The 536-nt window shown below is 29.9% G+C and carries 1 protein-coding gene; it reads left to right on the plus strand.

Translation table 11 applies throughout. The features are described 5' to 3' along the window. Positions 1-126: 126 nt before the first annotated feature. On the plus strand, positions 127-536 hold a 410-nt coding region (locus tag RB298_RS20695; RefSeq protein WP_486048335.1), incomplete at its 3' end, for a CBO0543 family protein.

Below are 536 nucleotides of genomic sequence, written 5' to 3' on the forward strand. Positions count from 1 at the left end.
GCAGTGGACATATGTACGTTTATAAGCAGCACCAAATTAATTCTGGAATACAGGATAGTCTTTTAAGAGAAACTACTCACAATATACAAAAAGATACTTCCAGTATAGTTAAGGAGATAAAACCAATTGAATAATAAATTTGAAAAACGTTTTTTAAGGGTTCTCTTTATTTTAACTCTATCGGGTTTACCTTTTTTATTAAGAAAGCCTCCTGTGAAAGACACAATATTGACTTTTCTTCTTAATGGGTACACCAACGGGATAGTTGACAGATTTGTTATTACTCATAAGCTGATTAAATATCCAGTACGCTATTTTCGAAAAGAGTTTAAGATACATGTTTTATTTGACTTTTTGCTATATCCAACTGTCTCGGTTATCATCAACAAGCTAACAAAAAACGATAAACCTTTAGTTATCATATATAAAATTATTTTATTCATCTTTCCACTGTTTTTAATCGAACTTTGGGCAGAAAAAAAGACAAATTTAATTAGATGGAGAAAACCTTGGAAATGGTATCATACTTTACTTAG

Origin of the sequence: Priestia sp. BR_2, assembly GCF_041954005.1 — a bacterium.
GTDB lineage: Bacteria > Bacillota > Bacilli > Paenibacillales > Paenibacillaceae > Paenibacillus_AQ > Paenibacillus_AQ lautus_A.